Source organism: Thioclava sp. NS-SX20, from assembly GCF_057380695.1.
On sequence record NZ_CM170816.1, the window covers coordinates 1,993,153 to 2,019,517 of the forward strand.

The 26,365-nt window shown below is 55.5% G+C and carries 28 protein-coding genes and 5 pseudogenes; 10 read left to right on the forward strand and 23 right to left on the reverse strand.

Going from position 1 to position 26,365, the window contains the following annotated elements; all coding sequences use genetic code 11:
* Positions 1 to 21 precede the first annotated feature (21 nt).
* Positions 22 to 1,314, forward strand: a complete 1,293-nt coding sequence (gene ccrA / locus AC2ISB_RS09665) for a crotonyl-CoA carboxylase/reductase (protein WP_339109536.1) — start codon at positions 22 to 24, stop codon at positions 1,312 to 1,314.
* An 85-nt stretch (positions 1,315 to 1,399) separates the two neighbouring features.
* Here the strand turns inward: ccrA and AC2ISB_RS09670 are convergent, their stop codons facing one another.
* Genes AC2ISB_RS09670 through AC2ISB_RS09685 form a run of 4 tightly spaced genes read right to left on the reverse strand, consistent with a single transcriptional unit; the run spans position 1,400 to position 4,627 of the window.
* On the reverse strand, positions 1,400 to 2,116 hold the full coding sequence (locus AC2ISB_RS09670) for a glycosyltransferase family 2 protein (RefSeq protein WP_339108006.1): 717 nt from the start codon (positions 2,114 to 2,116) through the stop codon (positions 1,400 to 1,402).
* Entirely contained in the window at positions 2,101 to 2,688 is a 588-nt protein-coding gene (locus tag AC2ISB_RS09675) for a DedA family protein (RefSeq protein ID WP_339108008.1), read from the reverse strand. The genes AC2ISB_RS09670 and AC2ISB_RS09675 overlap by 16 nt, the downstream gene beginning before the upstream one ends.
* 5 nt (positions 2,689 to 2,693) lie before the next feature.
* A complete protein-coding gene (locus AC2ISB_RS09680) occupies positions 2,694 to 3,815 on the reverse strand; it encodes a ceramide glucosyltransferase (RefSeq protein ID WP_486574840.1) in 1,122 nt (373 codons plus the stop codon).
* Positions 3,812 to 4,627, reverse strand: coding sequence for a UDP-2,3-diacylglucosamine diphosphatase (locus tag AC2ISB_RS09685; protein WP_486574842.1), 816 nt, complete (start codon positions 4,625 to 4,627; stop codon positions 3,812 to 3,814). The genes AC2ISB_RS09680 and AC2ISB_RS09685 overlap by 4 nt, the downstream gene beginning before the upstream one ends.
* Before the next feature lie 200 nt (positions 4,628 to 4,827).
* Between AC2ISB_RS09685 and AC2ISB_RS09690 the strand changes: the two genes are divergently transcribed.
* The 5 genes from AC2ISB_RS09690 to AC2ISB_RS09710 all read left to right on the forward strand — a co-directional run bounded on the left by AC2ISB_RS09690 (position 4,828) and on the right by AC2ISB_RS09710 (position 9,647).
* Complete coding sequence (locus AC2ISB_RS09690) at positions 4,828 to 5,106, forward strand: YMGG-like glycine zipper-containing protein (RefSeq protein WP_339108011.1); 279 nt, start codon at positions 4,828 to 4,830, stop codon at positions 5,104 to 5,106.
* Between the two features lie 221 nt (positions 5,107 to 5,327).
* A complete protein-coding gene (locus AC2ISB_RS09695; RefSeq protein ID WP_406721206.1) occupies positions 5,328 to 6,086 on the forward strand; it encodes a hypothetical protein in 759 nt (252 codons plus the stop codon).
* Positions 6,087 to 6,277: 191 nt separating this feature from the next.
* On the forward strand, positions 6,278 to 7,834 hold the full coding sequence (locus AC2ISB_RS09700; protein ID WP_486574844.1) for a recombinase family protein: 1,557 nt from the start codon (positions 6,278 to 6,280) through the stop codon (positions 7,832 to 7,834).
* A complete protein-coding gene (locus AC2ISB_RS09705; protein ID WP_486574846.1) occupies positions 7,834 to 8,739 on the forward strand; it encodes a plasmid partitioning protein RepB C-terminal domain-containing protein in 906 nt (301 codons plus the stop codon). Before AC2ISB_RS09700 ends, AC2ISB_RS09705 begins: the two co-directional genes overlap by 1 nt.
* Positions 8,736 to 9,647 carry a plasmid partitioning protein RepB C-terminal domain-containing protein gene (locus AC2ISB_RS09710; RefSeq protein ID WP_486574848.1) on the forward strand — a complete coding sequence of 304 codons (912 nt, stop codon included), beginning with the start codon at positions 8,736 to 8,738 and terminating at the stop codon, positions 9,645 to 9,647. The genes AC2ISB_RS09705 and AC2ISB_RS09710 overlap by 4 nt, the downstream gene beginning before the upstream one ends.
* Positions 9,648 to 9,997: 350 nt before the next feature.
* Here AC2ISB_RS09710 and AC2ISB_RS09715 read toward each other — a convergent pair.
* A pseudogene (locus AC2ISB_RS09715) lies at positions 9,998 to 10,168 on the reverse strand (IS110 family transposase); the annotation flags it as partial.
* A 138-nt stretch (positions 10,169 to 10,306) separates the two neighbouring features.
* Here AC2ISB_RS09715 and AC2ISB_RS09720 point away from each other — a divergent pair.
* Positions 10,307 to 10,576, forward strand: coding sequence for a transposase (locus AC2ISB_RS09720; protein ID WP_486574850.1), 270 nt, complete (start codon positions 10,307 to 10,309; stop codon positions 10,574 to 10,576).
* Positions 10,577 to 11,161: 585 nt separating this feature from the next.
* On the opposite strand, the gene AC2ISB_RS09725 is transcribed toward AC2ISB_RS09720, so the two are convergent.
* From AC2ISB_RS09725 to AC2ISB_RS09745, 5 genes are all read right to left on the reverse strand, one after another.
* Positions 11,162 to 11,773, reverse strand: coding sequence for a hypothetical protein (locus AC2ISB_RS09725; protein WP_486574852.1), 612 nt, complete (start codon positions 11,771 to 11,773; stop codon positions 11,162 to 11,164).
* A gap of 55 nt (positions 11,774 to 11,828) precedes the next feature.
* Positions 11,829 to 12,569, reverse strand: a complete 741-nt coding sequence (locus AC2ISB_RS09730) for a DUF2235 domain-containing protein (RefSeq protein ID WP_486574854.1) — start codon at positions 12,567 to 12,569, stop codon at positions 11,829 to 11,831.
* A gap of 11 nt (positions 12,570 to 12,580) precedes the next feature.
* On the reverse strand, positions 12,581 to 13,201 hold the full coding sequence (locus tag AC2ISB_RS09735; protein WP_486574856.1) for a hypothetical protein: 621 nt from the start codon (positions 13,199 to 13,201) through the stop codon (positions 12,581 to 12,583).
* A 13-nt stretch (positions 13,202 to 13,214) separates the two neighbouring features.
* Complete coding sequence (locus tag AC2ISB_RS09740; protein ID WP_486574858.1) at positions 13,215 to 13,574, reverse strand: hypothetical protein; 360 nt, start codon at positions 13,572 to 13,574, stop codon at positions 13,215 to 13,217.
* A 213-nt stretch (positions 13,575 to 13,787) separates the two neighbouring features.
* On the reverse strand, positions 13,788 to 14,231 hold the full coding sequence (locus AC2ISB_RS09745; RefSeq protein WP_486574860.1) for a DUF4123 domain-containing protein: 444 nt from the start codon (positions 14,229 to 14,231) through the stop codon (positions 13,788 to 13,790).
* Between the two features lie 717 nt (positions 14,232 to 14,948).
* Here AC2ISB_RS09745 and AC2ISB_RS09750 point away from each other — a divergent pair.
* Positions 14,949 to 15,161, forward strand: a pseudogene (locus AC2ISB_RS09750) (DDE-type integrase/transposase/recombinase); the annotation flags it as partial.
* Positions 15,162 to 15,377: 216 nt separating this feature from the next.
* On the opposite strand, the pseudogene AC2ISB_RS09755 reads toward AC2ISB_RS09750, so the two are convergent.
* A pseudogene (locus tag AC2ISB_RS09755) lies at positions 15,378 to 16,073 on the reverse strand (IS110 family transposase); the annotation flags it as partial.
* Positions 16,074 to 16,131: 58 nt separating this feature from the next.
* Here AC2ISB_RS09755 and AC2ISB_RS09760 point away from each other — a divergent pair.
* Positions 16,132 to 16,485: pseudogene (locus AC2ISB_RS09760) on the forward strand (integrase core domain-containing protein); the annotation flags it as partial.
* A gap of 28 nt (positions 16,486 to 16,513) precedes the next feature.
* On the opposite strand, the pseudogene AC2ISB_RS09765 reads toward AC2ISB_RS09760, so the two are convergent.
* From AC2ISB_RS09765 to AC2ISB_RS09805, 9 genes and pseudogenes are all read right to left on the reverse strand, one after another.
* A pseudogene (locus AC2ISB_RS09765) lies at positions 16,514 to 16,824 on the reverse strand (transposase); the annotation flags it as partial.
* Positions 16,825 to 16,928: 104 nt separating this feature from the next.
* Positions 16,929 to 17,435 carry a hypothetical protein gene (locus AC2ISB_RS09770; protein ID WP_339108018.1) on the reverse strand — a complete coding sequence of 169 codons (507 nt, stop codon included), beginning with the start codon at positions 17,433 to 17,435 and terminating at the stop codon, positions 16,929 to 16,931.
* On the reverse strand, positions 17,432 to 18,409 hold the full coding sequence (locus tag AC2ISB_RS09775; protein ID WP_486574863.1) for a glycoside hydrolase family 19 protein: 978 nt from the start codon (positions 18,407 to 18,409) through the stop codon (positions 17,432 to 17,434). The genes AC2ISB_RS09770 and AC2ISB_RS09775 overlap by 4 nt, the downstream gene beginning before the upstream one ends.
* Positions 18,406 to 19,914 (reverse strand): DUF4123 domain-containing protein, encoded by a 1,509-nt coding sequence (locus AC2ISB_RS09780; protein ID WP_486574865.1) that lies wholly within the window; start codon positions 19,912 to 19,914, stop codon positions 18,406 to 18,408. Before AC2ISB_RS09780 ends, AC2ISB_RS09775 begins: the two co-directional genes overlap by 4 nt.
* A gap of 315 nt (positions 19,915 to 20,229) precedes the next feature.
* The gene (locus AC2ISB_RS09785; protein ID WP_486574867.1) at positions 20,230 to 20,421 is read right to left on the reverse strand and encodes a hypothetical protein; all 192 of its coding nucleotides are present in this window, start codon (positions 20,419 to 20,421) and stop codon (positions 20,230 to 20,232) included.
* Positions 20,422 to 20,494: 73 nt separating this feature from the next.
* Complete coding sequence (locus AC2ISB_RS09790; RefSeq protein ID WP_486574869.1) at positions 20,495 to 20,857, reverse strand: hypothetical protein; 363 nt, start codon at positions 20,855 to 20,857, stop codon at positions 20,495 to 20,497.
* A gap of 372 nt (positions 20,858 to 21,229) precedes the next feature.
* Entirely contained in the window at positions 21,230 to 21,931 is a 702-nt protein-coding gene (locus tag AC2ISB_RS09795) for a hypothetical protein (RefSeq protein ID WP_486574871.1), read from the reverse strand.
* Positions 21,931 to 22,623 (reverse strand): PDDEXK family nuclease, encoded by a 693-nt coding sequence (locus AC2ISB_RS09800; protein WP_486574873.1) that lies wholly within the window; start codon positions 22,621 to 22,623, stop codon positions 21,931 to 21,933. The genes AC2ISB_RS09795 and AC2ISB_RS09800 overlap by 1 nt, the downstream gene beginning before the upstream one ends.
* A 214-nt stretch (positions 22,624 to 22,837) precedes the next feature.
* Complete coding sequence (locus tag AC2ISB_RS09805; protein WP_486574875.1) at positions 22,838 to 23,080, reverse strand: helix-turn-helix domain-containing protein; 243 nt, start codon at positions 23,078 to 23,080, stop codon at positions 22,838 to 22,840.
* A 234-nt stretch (positions 23,081 to 23,314) separates the two neighbouring features.
* Here AC2ISB_RS09805 and AC2ISB_RS09810 point away from each other — a divergent pair, with 234 nt between their 5' ends.
* On the forward strand, positions 23,315 to 23,929 hold the full coding sequence (locus tag AC2ISB_RS09810) for a helix-turn-helix domain-containing protein (RefSeq protein ID WP_486574876.1): 615 nt from the start codon (positions 23,315 to 23,317) through the stop codon (positions 23,927 to 23,929).
* 344 nt (positions 23,930 to 24,273) lie between these two features.
* Here AC2ISB_RS09810 and AC2ISB_RS09815 read toward each other — a convergent pair whose 3' ends face one another.
* From AC2ISB_RS09815 to AC2ISB_RS09825, 3 genes are all read right to left on the reverse strand, one after another.
* A complete protein-coding gene (locus tag AC2ISB_RS09815) occupies positions 24,274 to 24,660 on the reverse strand; it encodes a hypothetical protein (protein WP_486576804.1) in 387 nt (128 codons plus the stop codon).
* A complete protein-coding gene (locus AC2ISB_RS09820) occupies positions 24,627 to 25,295 on the reverse strand; it encodes a nucleotidyltransferase domain-containing protein (protein WP_486574878.1) in 669 nt (222 codons plus the stop codon). The genes AC2ISB_RS09815 and AC2ISB_RS09820 overlap by 34 nt, the downstream gene beginning before the upstream one ends.
* Before the next feature lie 323 nt (positions 25,296 to 25,618).
* A complete protein-coding gene (locus AC2ISB_RS09825) occupies positions 25,619 to 26,215 on the reverse strand; it encodes a pentapeptide repeat-containing protein (RefSeq protein ID WP_486574879.1) in 597 nt (198 codons plus the stop codon).
* Between the last annotated feature and the right edge of the window lie 150 nt (positions 26,216 to 26,365).

Genomic DNA, 26,365 nt, shown 5'->3' on the forward strand with positions numbered 1-26,365 from the left:
CTTAGGAGGAGGAAGATGGGGATGGCATTGGACAGCGAGAGCAACATGGTGCCCTATACGGCAGAAGAGAAAGAGCTCTACGAGATCGGGGAAATCCCGCCCTTGGGCTTTGTTCCGCCGAAAATGTACGCATGGGCAATCCGTCGGGAGCGGCATGGTGCCCCCGAGGAGTCGTTCCAGAAAGAGGTCGTGGATACTTGGGCCATCGACAGCAACGAGGTTCTGGTTCTCGTGATGGCGGCGGGCGTCAACTATAACGGCGTCTGGGCGGGCCTTGGCGTTCCAATCAGCCCCTTCGACGTGCACAAGGCCCCCTATCATATCGCGGGCTCCGATGCCGCAGGCATCGTCTGGGCCGTGGGCGACAAGGTCAAAAACTGGAAAGTGGGCGACGAGGTCGTGATCCACTGTAACCAGGATGATGGCAATGACGAGGAATGCAACGGCGGCGACCCGATGTTCTCGCCCAGCCAGCGGATCTGGGGCTACGAGACCCATGACGGCTCCTTCGCGCAATTCACCCGTGTGCAGGCGCAGCAGTTGATGCCGCGTCCGCAGCATCTGACCTGGGAAGAAAGCGCCTGCTACACGCTGACGCTGGCCACCGCCTACCGGATGCTGTTCGGGCATCACCCGCACGAGCTGAAGCCGGGCCAGAACGTTCTGGTCTGGGGCGCGTCTGGTGGCCTCGGGTCCTATGCGATCCAGCTGGCCAATACGGCAGGTGCCAATGCGATCGGCGTGATCTCGGATGAATCCAAGCGGGAATTCGTCATGGCTCAGGGGGCCAAGGGCGTGATCAACCGCAAGGAATTCAAATGCTGGGGCCAACTGCCCACCGTGAACAGCCCCGAATATAACGACTGGCTCAAAGAGGCCCGCAAGTTCGGCAAGGCGATCTGGGACATCACCGGCAAGGGCGTGAATGTCGATATGGTCTTCGAACACCCGGGCGAAAGCACCTTCCCCGTCTCCACCCTCGTGGTGAAAAAAGGCGGCATGGTGGTGATCTGCGCGGGCACCTCGGGGTTCAACTGCACCTTCGACGTGCGCTATATGTGGATGCACCAGAAGCGCCTGCAAGGGTCGCATTTTGCAAACCTCAAACAGGCAGCCTCGGCCAACCGTCTGATGATCGAGCGGCGTTTGGACCCCTGCATGTCGGAAGTTTTCCCGTGGGAAGAAATCCCGCAAGCCCATACCAAAATGCTGCATAACCAGCATAAACCGGGCAATATGGCTGTTCTGGTGCAAGCGCCTAAAACGGGTCTGCGCACCTTTGCCGATACGCTGGAAGCCAGCGGTCAGGCCTGAAAACCGCCCCGAGGCAGGGGCTAAACGGAAAAGGCCGCCAGAAGGCGGCCTTTTTTACGCGTGACTGGCCCTCTCTGCCCCCCTGTCAGGGCTGCGGCGGATGCCCTGCAAGCTGGCGCGGTGCGACACGCATCTTGCGCATCGACCAGATCTGCCCCCCCGCCTCCAGCGGCGAGACCACGCGGAACATATCGGCCAGCATGGCGGCATCGGCGCGCAGACCCGCCGCCCAACTGCCCAGTTTGGCATGTTTATAGGGGCTGTCGACATCGGGCCATTCGACCACCGCCAGACGGGCCCCTTTGCGGATCAGCAGGCGGTTCATATGCACCTCCAGCCCGAAATGCGGCAGCGCCTCCAGCCCGTCCAGCAGCCACGCGCGCGGCAATACCCGCTCGCCCGAAATGTAATCCAGCCCGATCATATGCCACAGCGCAGGGGCATTGCGCCGCAGGCTGATCGCCACATCGGCCGCCCCCGAGCGCACGGGGTCGAGTAATTGCGAGACATGCAGCCCCGTAAGCCCCAGAAGATCGCTATCGAGCAGCATGACATGGCTGCCCCGCGCCTCACGGATCCCACGTGCGACCGCCGCCGTTTTACCGCCGTTCTGTGTCTGTCGGACCAGCTGGACCGATGGCAGCGCCCCGACGATTTCGGGCGTGCCATCCGTCGACCCGTCATCCACCACGATGACCTCCTCCACCGCCGGATGGCAGAGCACCGCCTCGAGCACATTGCGAATGCGCGGTGCCTCGTTATAGGCGGGGATCACACAACTGACGCTTAGTCCTGCGGACATGACGATTGCCTCTTGTGATGGATATACCAGCCGATGCCGGCAAGGATCAGCACCCCCAGCAGGATGATGGAACCTTTCGAGATCCAGCCATCAATGCGGGTATAGGCCGAGCCCATGAAATAGCCCAAAGCCATCAGGGCAAGGGTTTTGGGAATGGATGCCAGCAGATTATACAGCAGGAACGGCAGCACCGGCATCCGCGAGATGCCCGCGGCCACCAGAATTGCGGCCCCTGCGGAATGGGTGATCTTGCCAACCAGAAGCGTGCGCCCGCCCTTGGCGCGGAAATGGCGCAGCATCTTGCGCAGGCGCTTGCCATCCAGTCCGAGACGATGGCGCCATTTCGCAGGGATAATCCCCAGCCCGCGCCGCCCAAGATAGTAAAACCCCAGATCGCCGATAAGATCACCCGCCAGCAGCACGAAAAACAGCGGCAGCAGATCGAACAGACCGTTAGAGGCCAGCCATGAGGCCAGCACCGTCACAATCGGCCCTTCGAGAATGGAGAGTGCGCCAACAAGAACCAGCCCGTGAGCGGCCAGCAGGGAAATGATTTGATCCAGTCCGAACATGATCTTTACTTTACGGCTTTCGGTGGGGTTAGGGAACCACCGCGATCCATAGCAGAACCGCGCCATTCAAAGCCGCGCCGCGTCCATGTGACCGCCCATAGCGCGGGCATCAGGATATCGCGCAGCACCATCGCCGCCACGTCGCGCGGGCCGTGCGGCCAGCCTGCAACGCGCGCCAGCCCCCATTCCGCAAGATACCACAGCCCCCAGAGGACAGGCACCAGCGCCCCCTGCCCCATGCCAAGCAGAAGCAGCGCCGGAAGCCACGGGCCCAACAGGATCTCGGCGGCAAAAATGGCCAGAAACCCGTCACGGCGCACCCGCGCCCATCGCAGCTGGCGGTCCCAGACCGCGCGGAAGCTGCGCCGCCCCACAGGCTGGGTGAAGGGGTGGCGCACAAGACGCACCTTCAGGCCCTGCGCCCGCACCGCCTTGGTCGAGGCCACATCTTCGGCCAGATCCTGCCCCAAGGCCACCAGCCCGCCTGCCGCAGCCAGAACATCGCGCCGCCAGCACAAGGTCTTGCCCTGCGCGAAACCGTTGCCCAGCATATCCGCCGAAATCTGCCAGCGCGCCTGAAAACTGTTGAGGAAGGCCGCCTCGACCGCGCCCCAGAGATTTTCCGCACGCGTGCCGATGGGCGGGCTGGTCACAAGGCCGGTATCGGCCTGCACCACCTCGAGAATACGGGTGAAATAATCGGCAGGCAGCAGCAGGTTGGCATCCGCCATCGCCAGCCACTCTCCAACGGCGCGCTGCACGCCCTTCTCAAGATTGTTGAGCTTGGGATTGCCGGTAATCCGGTCATCGCCGATCAGGATCTGTGCCGGAACATGGGGATATTTCGCCACCAGCCCCTGCAAGACAGCCACGGCGGGGTCCTCCTGCTGCGCGGCACAGAAAATCACCTCGTAATCGGGATAGTCCAGCAAAAAGCTGCTTTCCAGCGTTTCTGCGTCAAAACGGTCCAGCCCGCAAACCGGACGCAGAAGGGTGAATTTCGGCTGCGACACAGGGGCCGAAACCTCTGTGCTTCGATAGCGCCACAGACAAAGCGCCACCGTCACAAGCTCTACGCCCAGCAGCACCGCCACAAGGGCAAGCAGCAAAAAGTCCAATGTCGTCACGCCTGTACCTCGGCCCCCTGCGGAAGCTTGCGGCCCTTGCGCTGCGCAGCGGGGCGCAGTTCAAGCAGTTCGAGCCGCCCGTCTTCGGTCTCAATCATGGCGGTATGGCTGTCAATCCAATCCCCACAGTTGGCGTAAACCACTCCTTCGATGGTGCGCAAGGCCGGCTTGTGGAAATGGCCGCAAATGACGCCATCCACCCCGCGCGAACGGGCCAGCTCGATCAGGCGCGCCTCGAACTTATTGCCCGCCGTCATCAGCATATTGGTTCCGGCGATCATCATCTCGACGAGATTGCGCTCGGGGAGGCGATGGAACGACCGCAGCAGAACCCGCCGCGCCCATGCATCCACCTGCCGCAGCCCCGCATCACAACGCGACCCGAGCCGCGTCATGAAATGGAACCGGAACAGCCGCGCATCGCATTGATCGCCGTGCAGCACAAGAAACTGCCGCCCGTCGGCGGCACGGTGGACCAGCTCGTCCACCAGTTCCATGCCCTGAAAGCGGCGGCCCAGCCGTTTGCGCAACTCCGCATCATGATTGCCGGGCAGATAGACCACCCGCACACCGGCACGGATCCGGCGGCGCAGCTCGTCCATCACCGCATCATGCGCCGGCGACCAGAACGGCGTGCCGCCATGCCAGATGTCGAGAATATCGCCGACCAGATAGATGGTCTCGGCATCGGTTTTCTTCAGGAATTCAAGAAACCGTCCCGCCTGACTGCCCCAAGCCCCAAGATGCAAATCCGATACGAAAAGCGTTCTGACGCGCCGTTGCCGGACAGGCGGGGCGAAGCTTTCGGACATACCCTGATCCTCATACATCTCTTATCGTCTTTGGTGCCAAGCGGATACGAAGTTCCAGTGACACATAGATGAAGCATTCGTAACAGCGGACAAGTGCGCCACGATAACAAACGCGGGAACTTGTTCGGGCGCACGGGCGTTAGGTCTTTGATGACGGGTCCCGAACCGGCCCCGCTATGTATCTGTAACTGGAGCCCATGATGAAAAAAGTTCTTCTTGTCCTGCCGATGGTTGCTGCCCTTGCGGCCTGCCAGACCGCCAACCAGACCCGCACGGCTGGCGCGCTGACCGGTGCGGCCCTCGGGGCGAATATCGCGGATAACAACGACACGAATGCAATCTCGGGGGCTGCAGCAGGGGCAGCCGTAGGCCTGATTGCCGGTGAGGTCGTGGCCCAACGCACCAATCCCGATGCCAAAACCTGCCGCTATACGGACCGCTATGGCCGCTCCTATACGGCCGCCTGCCCCGCACGCTGAGCTCTGCGCAGCACTGCCGGTATCAGCCAAGGCCGTCCTTCCGGGGCGGCCTTGATGCATTGGCCGAACCATGCGTCCTATCTGCACGGCCATATGGCGCAGCCCCCCGTGACCACTTGACCAAATCCGGCGAAGGCCAAATCTGGCGAAGGCCAAATCCGGCGAAGGCTTGCGGATACGGCCCGCCGGACGCTATTGGGACCATCCGAAGGAGAGCCCCCGTGCCCATAGTGTCGCCCCGCCCGCCCAAGCTGCACCGCATTCTCGAAAGGGACGGCCTTGCGATCGACTATTGCGCGGGGCAAGGGGCCGATCTGGTGATCTCCTTCTCCTCGATCGGGCATGATCCCTCCCGCCTGCCCGCGCCGGAATTTGTGGCCAGCGCCACAGGACACAGGGCGCAAGGCACCCCCCGCCCTGCGCTGTTTGTCATGGACCACCATCGCAGATGGGGCAACGCGCCCGAGTTCTCCACCAGCCTGCGCGATGCCTTTGCCTATGCGCAGACACAGGGACCGGTGCGGCATGTCACGGCGATGGGGCTGTCGATGGGGGCCTATTGCGCGCTGATCGCGACGCAGATCCTGCCGGTGCAGGCCGTGCTGGCCTTCGGCCCGCAAAGCTCGCTCCAACAGGCCGCAACCGGCTGCGCCCGCTGGCGGGACTGGATTGCGCCACTGAAAGACCCGCGCTGGCCGGTCGCTCCGCAGCCCCCTGCGACATGTCACACGGTGCTGGCGCATGGTCTGGAAGACGACCTTGTGCAGGCGCGTGGCTTCGGTCTACACAGCTCTTGCGACCACCTGCTGTTTCCCACCCAAAGCCATGCCTCCCTTGTGCCCCATCTCAAGGCACGGGGATGCCTTGCAGGCCTTGTCACCGCATTGATTGCCGGAGACAGGCGCCGCCTGCTGCGGATCCTGCAAGCGGCAGGTGGCCTGCGCCGCAAGACGGAAGACATCGCCCCACCCGCCGCGTGACGGCACGCCCGTGCCTGCCATCCGTCCCAGCCCAACTCCAGCCCCAGCCCCAGCCCAGCCCCAGCCCAGTGCCAGCCACGAACAACCGGCCGCCCCTGCCGGCCCGACCGCCTGTCACAAAAGCAAAAGGGTTTCGCACTATCATCGGCGCATCCCCAAGACGGTCTTGGCAATGCGCAAGGAGACAAGGCATGCCCCAGCCGTGCGACAGCCCAGCATCCGCTGCCCCTCTGATCCGCGCGGCGCAATATGTCCGCATGTCTACGGACCATCAGCGGTATTCGACAGAAAACCAGAGCGAGGCGCTTCAGGCCTATGCAGCGCGACGCGGGATGGACATCGTGCGCAGCTATACGGATGCGGGCAAAAGCGGCCTGCGCCTTGAAGGACGGGACGCGCTGAAAGCCCTGATCGAGACCATCACCACCGGTCAGGCGGATTTCACGGCCCTGCTGGTTTATGATGTCAGCCGCTGGGGACGCTTTCAGGATGCGGATGAAAGCGCCTATTACGAATATATCTGCCGTCGGTCCGGCGTGTCCATCCACTACTGCGCCGAGCCCTTCGAGAATGACGGCGGACCCATCGCCACCATTGTCAAAAGCGTGAAACGCGCGATGGCGGGCGAATATAGCCGCGAATTGTCCAACAAGGTCTTCACCGGACAATGCCGCCTGATCGAAAAGGGGTTCCGGCAAGGTGGCCCTGCCGGATTCGGCCTGCGCCGTCTGCTGATCGACCAGCACGGCCTACCCAAGGGCCCTTTGGCGCGCGGCGAGCATAAGTGCCTCCAGACCGACCGTGTCATCCTCGTGCCCGGCCCTGCGGAAGAGGTCGAAACGGTGCGCCGCATCTATCGCGATTTCGTTGAAAACGGCCTGAGCGAGACCGATATCGCCACCGCCCTCAACCGTCAGGGCCTCAAGACGGATCTGGGGCGGGCATGGACACGCGGGACCATCCACCAACTGTTGATCAACGAGAAATATATCGGCACGAATGTCTGGAACCGCGTGTCGTTCAAGCTGAAGAAAACCCGCATCCGTAACGATCCACAGCAGTGGGTCCGTGCCCCGAACAGTTTTCCCGCGCTTGTTGAGCCCTCCCAGTTTGCAGCTGCCGCGCACCGGATCGCCGCGCGCAGCGCGCGTCTGTCCGATCAGGACATGCTACAGGCGCTGGAGCGGTTGCTTACGGCACAAGGCGCGCTGTCCGGCCTGATCATTGACGAGGCCGAAGGGCTGCCCTCCAGCCATGCCTATGCTAGCCGGTTCGGCAGCCTGCTCAGGGCGTATCGCCTTGTCGGCTATCACCCGCGCAGGGATTATCGCTATATCGAGATCAACAAACGCCTGCGCGCGATGTATCCCGCGCTCGTCGACGCGGTCGTCCAGGGCATCCGCGACGCCGGTGGGCAGATCCATGAAACCGCCGCCGGAGAGCTGCGCCTGAACCATGAACTGACGCTGTCACTGGTGATCGCGCGCTGCCATGCCCTGCCCAGTGGCCGGTTGCGTTGGCGGATACGGCTGGACACCAGCCGGATACCCGATCTGACCCTTGTGATCCGGATGGATCCACGCAACCGCCGCGCTCTGGATTACTTCCTGCTTCCCCTGATCGAGATCGGTACCGCCCAGCTCCGGCTGGAGGAAGAAAACGGCCTCGCTCTGGAGGCTTTTCGCAGCGACACGCCCGCCCCGCTCTTCCAGCTTGCCCGAAGACAGCCCCTAGAGGAGATCGCCTGATGGACGCCGCCCCCGCACAGCGCGTGCAGATCATCCCGATCGCACAGATCGAGGTCATGAACCCGCGGGCCAGAAACCGCCAGATCCATCAGGAGATCGTCGAGAATATCGATATGATCGGGTTGAAGCGCCCCATCACGCTACGGCGTGCCGCAACGCAAAGCGACCGCTTCGAGCTGGTCTGCGGCGAGGGGCGTCTGGAGGCGTTCCGGATGCTGGGCCAGACAACGATCCCTGCGGTCATTATCGAAGCCGGTGACGCCGAATGCATGATCATGAGCCTCGTCGAGAATATCGCGCGCCGCCAGCACCGCCCCATCGAGCTGATGAACGAAATCGGCGCGCTGCGGCAGCGGGGCATGTCCGAGGCGGTGATCGCCGCCAAAATCGGCTGCGCCCCGAGCTGGGTACATCTGGTCTGCGCCATGCTGGAGAAGGGCGAAGACCGTCTTGTGGCCGCAGTCGAGACCGGGCTCATTCCGGTCACGCTGGCCGCCGAAATCGCGCAGGCCGAAGGGGACAATGTGCAGAACCTCCTGATGGATGCCTATGCCGAGGGGCATCTCAAGGGGAAGAAACTTGCGCAGATCCGTCGTCTCCTTGCCCAACGCAGCGCCCAGACAAAAGCCGCCAAATCGCCGGGGGCCCGCCCCGCCCCTGACGCGAAAAGCCGCAAAAGGCGGCTTACCCAGAGCGACCTGCTGAAACTCTACCAGCGCGAGGCGGACCGCCAGCGGGTTCTGGTGCGCAAATCCGACATGACACAGGCGCGACTGCTTTTCGTGATGCAGGCCCTGCGCGACCTCCTGTCCGAAACGGCCTTCCATGCGCTTTTGCGCCAGAAGGGCCTGCATGACCTGCCCAAGGCGCTGGCCGAGCGGCTGCAACCGGCCTCCGCACCATGACAGACACCCTACCCCCTCCGACCGTCAAACTCGGCTTCGAGCCGGAGACCCTTCTGCTGCGTCTGGACCAGATACTGACCCTGAAGCCGCTGCGGCCCGAGACCAAGGAGAGCAGCAAATACAAACAGATTCTGGGGTCTGTGAAGGCTGTAGGGCTAGTCGAGGCCCCCGTTGTGGCGCGCCACCCCAAGGATGGAAACCGCTTTTTCCTGCTGGACGGTGCCCTGCGTATCGAAGCCCTGAAAGATCTGGGACAGACCCGCGTTGAATGCCTGATCAGCACCGATGACGAAACCTATACCTATAACAAGCGCATCAATCGTCTGCCCCCGATACAGGAGCATAAGATGATCAAACGGGCCATCGCGCGCGGTGTCCCCGAGGCGGCCATTGCCACAGCACTGGGGCTGGATATCAAGTCGATCCTGCGCCGTTCCCGCCTGCTTGAGGGGATCTGCACAGAGGCGGCCGAGCTGCTACGTGCCGCGTCCTGTCCGATGGCAAGTTTCGATATCCTGCGCAAGATGGTGCCCCTTCGCCAGATCGAGGCGGCTGAACTGATGCTGGGGCAAAACAATTTCAGCTCGGGATTTGCCAAGGCCCTGCTTGCAGCGACGCCTGACCATCATCTGGCCCAGCGCCGCCGCAAGCCTGCGGGCTCCGACGGGCAGGCCATCACGGCAACGGCGCTTGCCCATATGGAACGCGAACTGATCAATCTGCAAACGAAAATCCGGACATTCGAAGACAGTTTCGGCATGGACACCCTGCATCTGACCCTCGCCCGCGGATATCTGCGCAAGCTGCTGGCCACGCCCGAGATCGTGCAGTGGCTGGCACAGAACCGAAAAGAATATCTAAGCGAATTCCGCACCCTTCTCGACGCGGACCGCATCTCGTACACATAGCCCGCCCGCCACGCCGGACAGCCCTCTCCGGTCCCGGCATTGAGGAATGGCGGTACAAGGGTCTGTGGATGCCCCCGAACCCAGCCCGAATTGAACATGTGGCCCCTGTGACTTTGGCAGTCTCTCGAGAAGAGGCGCCGCTTTTCCAATGCACGGAAGCGAACGCCTCGCCCGCAAACCAGACACCAGACCGAGAGACAGCGCATCGTATGAAAGCGGCCTCAAGCATAAAGATCTCGCCCCCATACAACGGTATGCAATCGTGACATGAGACGCAGTTCTTTGCTGGTGGAGATTGGGGGAATCTTCCGCGACAAACGGGTTGAGCGCAGGAAGCGCGTCAGCACGCATCCGGTAGCCTCGAATGCGACCCGGACAGGTAGACCGTATCCTGTCAGAGCCTGTATGAGACGGTCAAAATCTTCCAGCCGATTGAGAACCGTCAATCTTCTGCGGCGCGACTTGGCGATGTCGATTGCGGCCAAAACAGTCTTCGTGTGTGTAATACTCATCGTGGTCATAGTCGGTCTCCCTCGTGGTGTGGTTCGTACAAACCACTATAGGGACCTGGCGTCGGCTATGATCACCTGCTGCGCGATTTGGGGGCTGCGCAGGCGATCATAGCATCTCCGACCGATGCGTTCCGAAGGTGTTACGGCTTGGTCTTCACCAGCCACCACTTCACAAAAATTGTCCGTAGTTACGGGCTGAAGCAGGAGTTCATAACCCCGCACTGCCCGCAACAGAACGGCATGGTTGAACGCTTCATCAGGACGCTGACGGAGCAATGTGTGCAGCGCCACCGTTTCGAGACAATCCAACACGCAATGCGTGTCATCGCCGACTGGATCGCTTTCTACAACAACCGCCGCCCTCATCAGGCCCTTGCCATGCGCACGCCTACTGAGGCATTCAAATTAGCGGCTTAACCTGAGCAGATTCCGCGGGGTCGATACATAGCAGCCCAATCGAGAAAATTTCGTGAGTCTTTTCAACTGCACGCGCCATTCGGTTCTCGCCCAAACCTCAAGCATTTTGGACCCAATCCCTAGATAGCCGTATCAGCTTGTGGGTGCAGTATCGGCCGCAAGTCAACTAGGCGACATAATACCCGATTGAATGCGGCTATATGGTGAACGTCAACAGACCCTAGTTCAGCGAACCGAATAAGCCGAAATGTAGGTAGGGAAGAAACAGTAGTGATGGGGCATGCTCGTGATTTTTGTCCACCGAGCAGCCGTCTAGAAATCTAACAAAATCAGATAACATGTATGACACACGAACCTAAATTTGCCTTACCCAGCAGTGCGCTTTTCTTAAACTAATGCGTCATAACTCCGCGCAAGAAGACAAAGATATCGGCATTCTTCTCGTCAGGCCCGAGAACGCCATCGTGTAGCAAAGTCGTACTGCTCAGGATAGCGATCTATTTGCGCATGTTGATGCTTAGCACCTACACGTTCAAGTCACCCGCATAGCCTTTGCCGTTCAATTCATACCCCGGGGCAGAACAGTTAATCTTGCTTGGTTGAACCATCGTTGTTGTAGACAGTACGGCGGCTAGCCCCTTCATGGGGTTGCATAGGATAAAACGGCCCCATCGGAGCCCAACTCGAAGAGTGATGCACATAGTTGCGGCGGTATCTGATACTCTCCTCTGGGGTAAAAACCCTTCCAGCTATCAATTGCTCCGTCAGTTCTTTTAAAACCTCCTCCCCTTCAGGCAGATCGTAGTTAGCTCCTTTGATCAGGGTCGTGAAGGGAACACCTGCATCCACAGCTTTCTGAAACATCACGTGCAGTGCGACATGCGCGAGGCGTGGGTCTTTCAGCCATTTGCGCGACATAAACCGACGGTTCCAGTAAGGATCGTAAGGATTGGATCCGACTGGGGTATACTCTCGCGTCACCGCATCATGGTCTGTCTCGTTAATCCAGCCTTCGGCGACGAGCCGATTAAACAATGCAAGATCATCAGGGGTAAAGTCACTGAAATTATAAACCCGGCTAGTTTCGCTCGGGCGGCGCTTAAAGTTGTCAAAATCTGATTGGGGGCGGGTAATCTCAACCCGTTCAGTGAAGAAATCCGCGTAGCCGCCTCCGATATCGGAATGTGCGCCCGGCATGCGAATAGTCTCAGCACTGTTGGGCGCTTCAGTCAGGGGGAAGTTCTCCCGACATTCAATCTAGCGCAGTGATATGGACGATTTTTGTTGCTATATCGTCGGGTAGTGTAATCATCAGATTGCCCCAGCCGCTATCATTTGCGACTAGCCCCCACGAGACAACCGTATCGAAAATGCCAAGAAACCTGATTTCCGGCTTGGCTTTTTCCTCGTCTTGCAACTCATAATACGGTCCGCCATAGCCATGGCCAGCATTCCCACGTTTTACGCAATTGACGAAATGCCGCGCAGCAGCCGAGCCGCGACTGAAGCCAAAGACGTCAAGCTTGATAGACTTAATATCGCCTCTGGCTTTGGCTGCATTTACATAACGTAAGAACTCCAGAAATCCATCTTTTACACGTTCATCTACACCTGAGCGACCCCATCCAACCGCAAAACCCAAAACGCTATCTTCTTGCCCAGTGGTCGTACCGATGCCGTCGATAATCGCCGAAGAACGCAAGGTCTTTATCCCTCCGTCATCATTGCGCTCTTCTCTAGGGACATTTCCTGAATAACTTCTGTATAGCTTTGCGACGTTGCTCAGATCATTCGCGTAGCTTGCTTCGGTAACTTCGCCGCCGGCGGCGCGAATCTTATCTCCTTCCTCGACGTTTGCCAGATTGTTACCAGTGCCGTCGAAAAACATTGCAATCTCGACTTCGATGAGCGGGCAAGTTGTTGTTACAGAATCGATAGCTCCCTTTTTCTGTAGATCGTCGAATTCATCCGTGGGAAAAGAAGAACCGTCCATGTCGTTGTCTCTTAATTGCAATGGGCTGGAATGTTTTTGGTGGGAATCTGATATTGAAAAGCGTTCTTGACGATTGGATGATCGAGATTTTCCTGAAAATCCGAAACCTTCAATCCGCGTTCAAAATCAGCTGCCTTGCCACAACTCTGGTCAAGAATTATCGGCGGGCTTGGCGTGGCGCTTGGCGGGTAGGTCTCATCATAGGTAACCGCCTGCAGTATCCCATCCGCGGAAATTCGAAAAATAAGAGCCCCATAGTCCGGCGTGATAGGATCGGGTTTGAGCTCCCGCATATCTATGTCGAGCGATGCGGAATATATATTGCCCGTCACCACCTCATACCAAGTCACCTTAAAAGTTACTTGCGTCCTAACAGAGCTATCTTTCAAAACATTTTTAATTGGGTGGCTTGCAATCGTTCCCTCATATCCTCCGCTTCGATAAATCGGAGCAGGCTCAATATTACCCTGAGAACTGATGAATAACGGCGAGTCGATCACAGCAACAATCGGCCAACCTGCTGTTGATGCAAGCTCGTATTTGAGATTATCAAGCACCTCAGCGTCTGACCAGCAAGCTGGCAGGAGGAGCAAAAAGAGGCTCAACAGCATGAATGTCGCGGGTTTTCTCATGAATCAACTCGCATTAAAAATTCAAACACGCACGGATTTTCGCGATACGCAAATCCTCTGGTGTGTTGACCTCTCGCAAATCTCGTAACATTTTTAGCGGCATTTTCTGGTCGAAGTTAGGTCCATTCTGAAGCTCGAACCAACTCAGCGCAAAAAGCGAACCGGTATTACGAAACCCGTAAGGAACAAAACGTGCGGTAATCATTTGCACCGTATCATGGATTTGGCTCGTACTTTTGTCGGGGAAAAGTCTTGCTAGCCGATGTTGAATCAGTTCAAGGCTTTTCTCCATTCGTCTCGCTTTGAAGGCTTGCTTTTCCGCATTCTGCAGCTGAAACGGGGATGAAACATCTGGTGAAGTTGATTTTTTCATCGAGTATTGTGCAGCACATCCGTCGAGTAGAAAGATTGTATAATTGATCGAATGGCCATCTGCGGTATGAAACCAACGCTGTGCCTCAAAAGATATTCAAAATGAACACTCGCTACCTCTGGCTCACAAAAGCGAAAGAAGCTCCATTTTCCTTCTTGGTCACGTACGCGAGTAAATTTGCGAAAAACGCGTTGCAGCTTTTCGAGTGTGGCGTCACTTTTTTATGAAGATACCAAGTTGGCACCGCCATAAACCAACTCTGGAATCTGTATCCGTAAAAAGCCTGCGAACAAAGTCGTTGTTCACATCAAGCTGGACCAAATAAGGCGCGACCTCCGCCAAATCCTCGGCGGCTTTTCCGTTAAAAAGGCTTACGTTAGCTAGACCACTTTCCTGAAGCATGCTTGGTAAAGCGGTTGTCTTGGCCGCATCCAAGATAGCAAACGTCTGCCGCAGTGTTTCAGAATTTTCTACAATACTATCTTCGAAGAGATATTCAGAGACGGATTCAGGCAGGTTTTTCCGCGGCCAAACACCGAATTGTGCATCCAGAGGGCGCACTTTAGGTAGGTTTACCTTCACAACGTCAGATCTAGGCAACGGATTCCAGGCACACGTCTCAGAGCCGAACGTTAGCCAAAAGCCAGCTTCATCCAAAGATCAAATCTCAAAAATTAATAAACCAGCCATCAAAGTATCATATAATTATTCTTGATGTTGGACCCATTAATTATTATCCATTGAGACTTTTGATACGTCATAAGCTATTGAAAATACACATCCTAAAATGCCGGTTTCCGCACTGAGGCCACCATTTGTCCATTTCACACAGAGAAAATGGCCATCGAAAGTTCATAAAAAATGCCGCCCGAAGGCGGCATGATCTGGGTTTCAAAGGAACCTTTGTTTCCTTGGGTCAGCTAATCAGGAAACACGAGGCTTCGGAGAGACCGGGCGGAGGAGATTCGGCCAGCGCCTGGATCTCCTCCGGATCGAACACCACTGCTACAAACCCGTGTGCGCCTGACACCCGATAGCCCGCTTCAGATGGCCGTGGAACATCACTTCGAGGATAAACTTCGCCTCGGCGCGGGATTTCTCGGTAGCCCTGGAGAGATAGGCGAAGCCTTTTGGTACCTCTTCAACCAACGGAAATCTCGTCTCCAGAAACCGAAGGATCGGCTTCAGCCTTTGGCTGTTGACGGCTTTGCCGATCTTGCTTGCGAGCGAATGTTCCACCCGAACGCGGTGCAACTGGCCGATTTCGATCATCAGCTCGACGAGCGCGTGGGAAGCCCCCAGAATGGTCGGCAGGCACGAGACGGGACGGCATGCTTCACGATGTCGATCAAATCGCGCGCGACCGTGCCGGCTGCGGGACGCCCCAATGCGCGCTGGTCGTTGGACTTCGTCTCCGACAGCTTCGGTGCCTCGCGGAAGTTTCGGGTTCTGGCGGTGATTGACGATTGCACTCGAGAATGCCTGTGCCTCGTCGCGGACACCAGCCTGTCTGGAGCACGGGTTGCCCGTGAGCTCAGCGCCCTGATCCGGATCTACGGCAAGCCCGGTTGCATTGTCAGTGATAACGTCCTAGCTCCGGAACAAAACACGGTTTTGGGCGTCAGATCACGGGGCATCCGAGCGACCGGATACCTTTGGAACAGTCGCCCAGGCGGGCTCCGCCGTCAAGAAGTGGTCTCTTCCATAGCAAATACAGGGTCGGACTGATTACCGCCCTCACCGTCCTTAAGACGAGATCCTAAATCCCAAGCGGAAGGCCCGAACATTATCTACGAGGTCGCGTCATGCGCCTCCACGGCCCTTTGAGAGAGAAGTCCTTCCGCCTGGGCTCGTCCCCTCGAAGAAGGGACGATAGGGTTCGCCGGATTTGATCACGGCGTGAATGGTGCGTGCCATCTTTGCGGCGATGGCGTTGCGTTGCCGGATCAGGCTTCTGCCTTCGGCCAGCATCATACGGAACATGCGGATGGCATCTGAATCAGGCAAAACAGGCAATCCTGCTGAGGTCTTTGCCGTCTCGTAAATATCTGACAACATGAGGGTCTTCTCGACTTTGCGTCCGACCACTTCCCATGCCGCCTTGGTGAACTCCTCCTTGCTTAGGGCAGAGATCATGTGTGGAGAGGGGAACATCTCGAGGAAGGCCAAGAACCAGTCGGTGCGCGAGCTGCGATGGAACCGGTCGGCTTCGGGAAAGTAGAGTGGCAGGTAGTGGGTAAGGATGCGGTGCCACAGCTCGGTCTTGGACCGCGACACGGCATCATGGGTCTTAGACAATTCCTGAATGTCATTCGTGCCGGCCACCATCGGGTCCTGAAAGATCTGCACCGCGCCGATCTGCAGCATGTGCAGAATGACTTGGGCATCCTTCGGATCGTTCTTGTCCCAGCTGTTGTGCAGCGCCTCCCGCGTCCTGGCCAAAGCGACTGAAACCACCATAGAGATCCGAGACCCGGTTATGGCCGCCTGCTGCGCAATTTTGGAGGCTACGCAGGTGGCCATAACCTTCAACAGCGCGTCATTCCCAACATGCTATGGGACCGAGTTTACCAGTCGGGCCATCCTGAAATGGGCCGATGAGAATACCGTGCCGTGGCATTACATTGATCCAGGAAAACCGCAGCAGAATGCGTTCATCGAAAGCTTCAACGGCAGCCTCAGAGACGAGCTATTGAACGAAGAGATATTCGACAGCCTGAATGATGCGCGGCGCAAGCTGGCGCTCTGGCGCTACGACTACAATACGGTCAGGCCACACTCGTCCCTAGCCAACCAGACACCGCAGCAAGCGCGCCGGACGCTTGAGCAATTTGAGGGCTACGCGCTCGGCGCGCTTGCGTCAGACGGAGAAGCCGAATACCCAGATCCAACCTGCAGACTCTCGTTATGAATGAGGGACCGGCAGGGGGCAGGTCACAATCGACGCACATCCCGGTTACAATCTCGCGCAAACAGCCAGGCTTCAGAGCTTTCGGCGAATGACATCCTGAAGCATTTCCCGATACAGCGTCAGGTCCGCCACGATCTTCTTCAGGCGGGTGTTTTCGTCCTCAAGGGCCTTCAACCGGCGCATCTCATCCGGCAAGAGCCCGCCGTACTTCTTCTTACAGTTAAAGTAAGTCGCCTGACTAATCCCCGCCTTACGACATATCTCCGCGACCGGCGTGCCTTGCTCGCCCTGCTTCAGGATGAACGCCTTCTGCGCCTCCGTGAACTTCGATGACTTCATGCGTTTCCGCTCCTCTTCCAGCCAGGAAAATTTAGCGAAAAACTCCAACTTCAATCGATCCAGTTTTCAGGAGGCAGAGCACGTTCTCAGAGACACCCAACAATTTATGGATTCGAAAGCGAAACTTCACCATGGGCACATGTCAGTTCTTTTGATGAATAAAGACTATATACATCTAAATCTTTATCTTTTGATTCATTAATTTGGCCAACCAAATCAACCTTAGAATCGAACAAAAACAGTGAATCGTATACCCCCTCTTCTTTTTCAAATAAGTATGCGGTTCGAGGCTCCAGATACACCTCCAAAACCACATAATAGCCAAGTTGAGAGCAGAAATTAATTTCTCCAGCCCTCTTAACAGTCGTCCTATCAAATCTGTAGTAAGGAGATAGCCCAATACGTTTTTTCTTCGTATTCTTTTTATCAACCACTTCTAAAAAAGAGATGTCATCATCATAATTCGGCATCAAAGATGCCCTTATATTATTCGTCTCTACTTCAGATAACTCATCTGACTGGGTTATTAAGACCTGCCCTTCTCGGAGATCATGAGCGCAGACACAAATGGTGGAACAAATATAGAAAAATAAAATAATAATATATTTCATCTGGGTTCTCTAGCTTTCGCATTGCTTAATAACTTTGAGGTATTGAAGCAGACATCTTTAAAAACGCGCCGACTATAAATTTCATTAACGTTTTGGCGTCGCGGTATCACATGTTTCTTGATACTCTCCTTTGTATTAAACAGACCACTGTTTATTACTCTAGTGATATCGTCTGTCACGTCATCAGACGCACCTCGGTCTGCTATATCATATAACTTTTTTCGAACCCAAAATGCCAATGCAGACCTAACAGCGTAAATCGGTTGGTCCACTAATTCAGGATTGGCTTCAAAATCTATTTTTTCGCCCCAAATTTTCTCATGGTCTCTGGTGAAATCTCGATAATTATTACGCCCGGTAAGTTGATGTAAGCCACGACCTCTATAGCGCCAACCATCCCCCGGTTGTGTGTTTCCAAGCTGAAATCTAGGTTTTCTATTTTCATCAGCCATCGCATTGTTTGCGATCGCCTCCACGTTGCGTGCATCTCTTTTACAACGATCTCTATGCCCATTATAATAAGTATAACTGCTAGTGAATAACCCCTCTTCGCCATAATTCAGATTTTCAGCGAAAGCCAAGCTAGGCCCTGTTTCATGCTTCGCTTGAGCGATAAAATGCGTTAGCCGAAGCTCGTTATCAATTTTCCCATCATTGATATTTATGTTAAGACCTTCAGCAACAATACTTATTCTCTTTGCGTTTCCGTGAGGCCAAACAGCGCGAATCATTGCTTCAGTCACAAGTTGACAGCATTTGCCGGATAAACACCCTGGATCTTCGCTTGACCCCTGCTGCTCGGCTGCGCGTTCTGCGCTTTTCACCGGGTCATCTTTAACTACAGGATCACTTGAAGCTGTACTTGATGACCCACTCCCCTCCGAGGTTGAGCTTGGCAATGATGCCGCTTTGACAGGTGAAGAGAAAATACTTTCGATTGCATCAGAAATTCCTTGGAAAAATTCCTTACTCATTTCATTTCTTTCCAAAAATTCGCAAAAATATCAAAAACAACAGCTCCGATTTGATGCCGACCTTTTTCAACATTAGGCTGCGCAATCGCCTCGGATGCCCATGGGAATAGCGGGTCGCCACCAAAATTTGATCCGAAATACATCGCAGCGACAACATAAGCAACGAGATCGCTGCCAGACAGGTTGAAGCGGTGTTGCGCCAAGCCGCCGGCTTGGCTAATGAACGCATTGACCTGCTCCACACCAAGGCGTTGACACCGTGTGGGCCAGATATTGCTTAAAATACCTCGAATATGGTCATAGGTCAGCTGATCCGAAGGGCTGGAATAGATCCTCTCGAACCCTAAGAGTATACGCTTGGGGCGCGCCAGATCTTTATGGATATCCGCAACATGCGCACTCACAACCTCGGTCAAGCCCGCCATGTAAGGCGCGTAAGCGCGCTCATTCTCAGAAAACCAGCCAATGGATGTCAAAGTAGTACGATATTGCGAATCATCCTCAAAATAGCATCCCAAAAACGCAACAGCGATCAAATATTTGAATTGGTCCTTCTCAGAAGCAATCCCTTTTGCCTTAGCTTTTTGACTGGCGATGCGGACCACCTGGCGGAGCGAGTCATCCGTTAACGCAGCGGCTTTCTGCGGAAACTGATCTCGGAAGAATGCCATGGCGCGCGTCTCATAGCGATAGGCCCTGAAACGCTCGAAACCGTCCAGTTCCACATCAGACAGCACTGGAATGCCCTTCGCTTTGACACCTACGAGGTTTTCAAAGCAAGGCCGGATCAGCCAAGCATTTTGCGACTCTGGTTGATCGCCTGCAATCAAGGCCACGCGCTGATCATCGCGCATATAGAGCCATTGAACAATCTTCTGGGGAAGATCCCTGATACTGTCAAAATAGCAAGGCGTGATTTGCGGGTCCCAATATCGAAAAAAGACCCATCTCTTGTCCTGCTCGACCTGGAGACGTGTAAATTTTCTTAAATGCGACCAAATTTCATCCATCGATGCAGTGGTTCGTAGCAGTATTCCAACATTCTTGCCCCAGTATTTTCGGAAGAAGTTGCGATGGAACGGCGACCCCGGCGCGGGTTCCTCACCAGACCGGTTCCCCAAGCTCATATCGACCAGATATGGGGCGCTCTTTTTAAGCTCTTTCGCTGCCCCGCCTTTGAACAAGCAGCGATAGGCCAATCCGCTTTGTTCAAGGATTTCTGGCAGATTGGGGACTTTGGCCGCGTCGAGAATAGCATAGGTCTTCAACTGAGGAACGGCATCGAGCGAACCAAATTTCTCGATTTCGGCCTCTGTGGGATCCGATTGACCAAAGAACGGCTCGTAAAGCACATCAGGAACCGTTTTCTTCGGCAATGTCCCGAACTGGCTGTCCAGCGGCTCTACATCTCGGATCTCTTCGATCCTGAGATAAGGCTGCTCTGCATCTGAATTTCCAGCAAAGGCGGGGTCCGCCCCAATGCCCAACCAATAGTCCTCGTCCAAACCGGCCTCACGTCAAAAAACTTGCTCAAAACTGCTGCGGACTATGCGACAGGATTAGGGCAAGAACAAGATCAATGCTATCAAAATGGAAAACAGGAAAGTCAGAGATTCTTCCGAGTTTCATAAGTTTTTTTGCGCTTATCTGGCTCCAAACCGCGGGGGTTATCGCCTTGAAACTACTCAATATAAGGGCGTAAATAATCCATCTCGCACCCCCCGCCACCGAGCTTAAATGGCGACATAACACCTGCCCTGATCTCAGTGCAATCTGGGCGGGAAAATACGCAATCTATGGCTAGGCTGTACGTCCCGAATTTACGACATCAAGCACTTTACAAGCGCGATCAGAACGAGCGTCGCGATCGCACCAACGGGAGCCATATACCAGCGGCTCTGCTCCTGAAGCCGCATCGTCTCGGCAATAAGCGTCCCCGTCACGGAGTTGAGCCTCGCAATATCTTCGCTGATCTTCTTCGCTTCTGTTTCTGTCATGGTCGTGCCGCTCATGAAAATGCCAGCCTAGGGTACCCCCGAAACCCTAAAAAAGCGAGGAATTCCGCATTCTACAGACGCTCAGCTATCAAAACTCACCTACCAGCGCTCTGTCATAGACCCTGATGCGGCCCCCTCCACAGTCGAGTGTTGGAACCCCTGCCCGATCCAGCTGGCGCGCAAGATGAATGGGTGCCTTTTTCACATCTGCCGCCAGTTGACCGAGTGTAAGATAGTGTTGTTCGAAGGCCGTGATACTGGTCTGGCTAATCAGCTGATGCAGATGATTGGTCTTGGGGTTTCGCTCTATCACGCCTCGAAGATATCCGGCGTTTCTTAGCGACCGAACCGAGCCCGCGCTGATCTTGAGACGCTTAGCCGCGTCCGGAAGCGGCAGGTTACCTTCCCGATAAGCGGGCTTCGTTTCCTGCACTTGTTGACCGACCGGCACATACAGCCCCCGCAGTCCCGCGACATCGGCCGCCCGTGCAATACCGTCAAGCGCCCCCGAGCGCCATTGCGCAACCAGACCCGCGTAAGACAGCGATGGAACACCCCCGTTGTGCTGCGCATCTGTCCGATACGATAGCGCCCGATACCGATCTTTTCCGGGTTCCAGTGATGGAGATAGGCCAAATCCCCCCCCGAGACTTCGGCCAGCAGCGAAAGCTGATCGGGATGGCCCGAGCAGAGATAGGGCCATCTCAATCCCATATCCGAGCAAAGATCACGCGGCGGGGTTTCATTGCGACAGGCAAGCCGTGCCGTAATGCTGGCGGGTGTCTCGCCATCGAACGGAGAGACCGATAGCGCAAGGTGACGCTCAAGCATCGTCATCCTCCTCGTCATCATTGAAGCTCTGACGCGGGTCGATGCGGTGGAAAGGCACATTGACCCGGTTCGGATGCAGGTAAAGCTTGAATGTCTCCTGCATGATGGCCTCGGCCCGCGCAGAGACCCGCTTGGCATTCTGGCTATTGAAACGCGACCTTTTGACAAAGCACATCGGATCGCGCGTTTCCTGCCAATCCCTCAGCCATTTCATCAGCGATGTCCGACAAGGCGCGCGCAGCGCGAAGAGCTTTGCCAGTTCGTCAGCGTTGCGCCCTTGGCGGATCTGCTCCGTCAGCCTCGCTTCAACACGTTCGACCAGTTTGGGCATATAGGCACACACGGAAGCTTGCGAGCGGCTGACTTCCTTGGCGGCCTCCCCCGCCTCAAATTCTTCCACGAAAAGCTGTTTTCGAAAAACGCGGGCCTGCTCGGCAGCAGGCATTCGGCTTACAAGCATACTTCCCGCCAAGGCCCGCCGCGCAGCTCTCGAACTGGAAAAGTAGCCATATTCTAGCCGTGCCTTACCATCCTCCAGCATCGTTTTAAGATCCCGATGGCTCAGGCACAGAGGCTCGGAATTGGCATTTAATGCGCGTAACTCCACAAGCGTCTCGCTCACATTGTCGACTATGTGCAGGGTCTCGCCGAAGATCACCGCCTCAGCCTTGGATATGCGTAACCGGACCGCCATTATCGCACCTCCGGCAGCGTCAATATGCTGCGCTCGGTGATATGCTGCGACAGATCTGCTTCAACTGCCCCGTCAAAGATCGCCCGAAAGACCGCGCGATAGGCCCGCCCCTTCAGCCCGGTCACCTCCACGACCTGCTGCACCGATGTCGATCCGTTCAGCCCGCGCAAAACCTCGACGACAGCAGCATCCGCTTCCGCGTCCTCACTCCCGCGAAACATATGAAGGAGCTCGGCATTCCGCACCTCTGCCTCGGAGTAGCTGTTCTCGGTCACGAGCAGAGCATCATCCGCAAACCGCTTCGGCAGCTGACCTTTGATAAGCTCGAGCTCCTTATCGAAGCCGTTACGTTCGACCAAAGCGCTCGGCTTTACGGCCAGAGCAAGCTTGAAGCCGGTCTCAAACAGAAGAAGGTAATCAAAGACGTGATACCGAAGCTTCCCCGCAGCATCGCGGAAGGGAACGCGGGGCGGCTGGTCCCAGATATCGACCACTTCCTTTTGCGAGAAGCTAACGAGCAGGCATTTACGCTCCTCATTGCTCTCAAAGATAAACTGGCGCCATGCTGCGCCCCGATGCAGTCGGGCCAGCAGAAAACCACGCGCGCTCGACTTTGAGCGCGCCGCAAACATACGCGTCGCCCGCGTGCGCTCCGGAGGCACATACGGCCCCCCGAAATCAAATCCATCCATCGGAATTCTTACCCGCGCGGCAGATCAACTTCTGTCCACGCCGAGCTCCTCTTTCATTGAGACACAATGACCCGCCGCGCAGAAAGCTCTGCGCGCTTGACCGGATCCAGAAAATGGGTCATGAAAGAGATGTATCGGGTCCTACTTGATACATCTCCATAGAGGGCCTTCGGAGCTGCAACTCCGACGGCCCTTCTTCATTTACGGCTCATTGTTACAGATCATCATCGGCCCTCCTCTTGTGACAGGGGAACAGGTCCTCAACGGGTCGCCCCACAGCTTCGGCAAGCGCTTTTTCGATGCGCGCAGACCGGCACATACGTTTTCCAACCAAAGTCAGCGCTGAATCATTCACACCAATCTCACGAGCCAGCTGCGCAAGGGATGTTCCCCGGATACGCAGCTGTGCTTTCAGCAGTTCATGGGCGTCTAATTCTTCCTTCGTCGGGGTGCGCATAGAGCCGCCTCCGGGTTCTGCATGAATGAAATCTGGGCAAGCCCCCTTCCAAGCTAAGAAACTCCATCTTTCTGGGTCAACCGCTCAATCAATTGACTTCAAAGGAAAAAGAGACGCGGACTCTTTGGTCCGATCGGACCGAAAAGTCCGACCGTTGTATTTCCAAGATAAATTACGGTTCCCGAACTAAAGTTTCTGAGTAGGCTTGAGAAACCAGCAGCGGAGGCAATCAAAATGGCAGAGGGAGACAGCCCATACGATTCGACGATCAAGCACGTTGGAGCGACCGAGCTGCTGAACTTTCGACTGAAGAGAGGTTGGACCAAAAAGCATCTCAGTACGGAGCTCGGCATATCGACACGAGACTACTACCGCTACGAAAAGGGCGAACGTCCCGTGCCGGCCTCGGTGCGGTGTGCGATGCTTTTTAAGTTTCAGTTTGATTTACTGCCCGCAGAAGAGCTGGCCCGCCATATAGGCGTAACCCTCGCACCAGCACCCGAACCGGTCCCCACAGTCGTCCCTATCCCATCACCCGAGCCAGAACTGGATTTCTGGAAAAACTTGCGTGAGAATGAGGTGAAGAGAAATCGTAGAGAGAGATACTCTAAAGCGGGGCAAAAATTCATTCAGCTCCGTGACGACGCGTACATCTGTAGCACGGCATATGTAGTAATTAAGATCATCGTTGAAGAGCTTAGTTTACCTCGCGACTTTAAGCTGTTGGAGGTTGATTGGGCGTTTGGCGCTGCCGTTGCCGTTATCGTGCTATGTTCACCGTCAATCCTTGCTGAACTCCCTTTACTTAAGGCCGTGCAGCACCTGTTAAAGCGCACTCAAACGCCATAGCGCGAAGCCAGATGTCGAACTAAGGGAATAACTTCCTCTCCTCTGCCCTTCTAGCGGTGCCGCCGATTGAACGGCAACAACGCAGCGAAACTATTGGCTACGAGCATCTCCTCGACGCCCTGCATGGGGGAATATGGGCGGTTAGCCGCCATTCGCTACGATTTGAACCAATGGCAGCTGTGCGTAGAAAAGCGGGCGTTTCGACCTACAAGCAAACCGAACAGAAGAAGGGTACCGTCGAATCGACTGACAACCGATATCGGCAAGCATCTAGTCAGAGAAGCGTGCAACCGCGGTTCCGCGCAATGAGCGTGAAAAACGCAAAGTGACGGTTGGCTCCGTGGTTAGACATGCTCGGGCTTCGAAAGGTTCTGGAAATTCTCTAAGACCTTGCGGAATGCTGCAATCAATTCAGGAAAGTCTGCCGAGACTTTTCCTTCGGCAACGGCGCAACGGCTTTCATCCGACAGTAGGCCGGTAGCTTTAGAAAGCTCCCTCAGACTAAACTCAATATTAGCTAGGTCTGCACTTTTCATGGCAGGTTTCAAGCCATCCAGCCATCTTCTGATCGCCAGCTCGCTTAGACCCAAAAGCATGTTGGTACCTAATTTTTCTGAAAGATCATTAGCATCGCTGAGAACCTCTCTCTCGATGGCGATCCTTCTCTCAAAGTTGCGCGTTCTGCCTAAATTCTTGTTCATCCCAGTGCCCTTTCTATCGTCCTTGCCCACTCAATAGATCTTTTCAGAATGTCTTGTGCGTCAAAGTTTAATCTAGGCTCATGTCGGCCTCGCGTACTCGCATGTCTGCAACGCGCAAGGAAGTCGAACTCGCCCCTGCCAATCGTGATTGAATGTTCGTGCAGGCTGTAAGGGGAGCATCTGCCGAAAGCTACATTTTCGCATAGATAACTAGATGAACACATAGCGATATTTCTTAGGCAAACGTACGCAATTCCGAGCTCGTAAATCATATTCTGAGGCCTCGCGCTTATTTGCTCCGGTACACCCTCCAGGATCTCGATAAGGCCCCTCACATCGTCGCGACTAGCCTTGTACCTTTGGGGTTCACCAAAAATAGTTTTGAGGTGCTTGAAGCCGTGCAACGGTCGAGATTCTTGAAATAGGTGCCAAGCGAATAAATCCCCAGACGAAAAAAAGTATTTCATCTTCTTTTCGCCATACCAAGATATGGAAGGCTCGCATTCGTATTGTAGAGCCACAACCTCCCTAACGTAACCCTCAGACTGAGTGCCTCCATTGTCAGGGCAAAGCACAAGAATATCCAAATCGCTATTGGCATCAGGGTCTCCCCTTCCGTAAGAGCCAAACACGGATATATTGATTATGGAGTTCTGGTGTTTCATCTTCGCGAGATTGATCTGAAAATGTATGCTACGAACATACCCCCAAATACGACTTTGATCACAGCGATTACCACCATGACAAGAACTGACTGAGGTAGCGAAGTGGATATGGTAACGCCGAGAACTTCAAATGTGTTAGCCTTAAGATAGTCTAGGTATCGCTCAAACACTGCTGGAAGTGACAAGGCAGGGTTTCGATGGATGTCGCGAGATACAGAAAAAACGGACAGAATTGCGACCAAGGTAAAGCATGAGATTATTAGATTTATAAGTTTTTCACCGTGCCCCCAGACGAGGCCACTTGCCCAAAGCGAAAATGACTTTCATCGGATCTGGAGTTGAGCGCTCAACGTCCCGTACTTTTTGTTGTAATAGGCCTCCGTCCTTTTCCTTGCCCGCCTCAGATGTTCCTGCTCTTGCTGAACTTCTAGCAAGGTTAACTCCCTTACTTCTTTGGCTTCCCCCAAAGTTACCGCATTCCTCCTAAGTGCCTGCAGTATTTCCTGGGCAACATTTGGCCGTGATGGCAATTGCTTCACGATCTGATTGTAGTCAATTGGCGTTTCGTCAATTGTTATGTAATCGAATTGGCAGCTATTAAAGGTGGCTGCCCTAAAATTACACCTTTGCAACTTGGCACCGGTAAAATTACAGTTCTCGAAGCGCGCCTCATGGAAGTAGCAGTCCTTCATGTCGGCAAACCGAAAATCCACCCCTTCAAAGACAGCGCTCTTTCCGCTCGCAGATACCAGTTCAGAGTTTTTAAAATCCTTAATGCGTGTATTTTTAAGGGAACAATGTTCATATTTTCTTGGCTTGAAATATACGATCCCCTCCCTCTCGTATGGTCGTATTTGAGCAGTGGTATTCGCTGTATCAGTGGCAGCAGGCAATTTTATGTCATTTGATGCAGACAACACATATCACTCTTCTTGGGCTAGTCTCATCGACCGGTGAGCAAAAGTAAGCTCTAGACTGCCCCATCAATTGAGAATTGCCAAGTGTTGCCGAGAGTGATTTTTGCGTCGCCGATTACACCAAGCGCCAACAGTTTTATCCCGTTCAGCGCA